The following is a 243-nucleotide window of genomic DNA, read 5'->3' as shown; positions in this document are numbered from 1 at the left end:
GAGCAATATCCCCTCGCTGACGCCCATCTGCGCCTGATACTTGCGGTCAGTAATAAGCTCAAGCGCCCATTAGCACTGGATAAGCTACCCAACCTACGGCAGAAATTTGGTACAGATGCGGTGTCGTTGCAAGCGCCTAGCGTTTGGCAACAAAATGCGAATGTCTCAGGAAATTCAGAGAACGCCGTCAGCTGGCAAGATAGAACCATTGCCAACGCTGACGGTGGTGACATGACCGTGCGC

General features: G+C 53.1%; 1 pseudogene. It reads left to right on the top strand.

Going from position 1 to position 243, the window contains the following annotated elements:
* A pseudogene (locus AAEY88_RS15155) lies at positions 1-243 on the top strand (alpha/beta hydrolase); the annotation flags it as partial.

The organism is Psychrobacter sp. CAL346-MNA-CIBAN-0220, from assembly GCF_040309805.1.
Classification (GTDB): domain Bacteria; phylum Pseudomonadota; class Gammaproteobacteria; order Pseudomonadales; family Moraxellaceae; genus Psychrobacter.
This window is presented reverse-complemented; position numbering and strand designations above follow the sequence as displayed.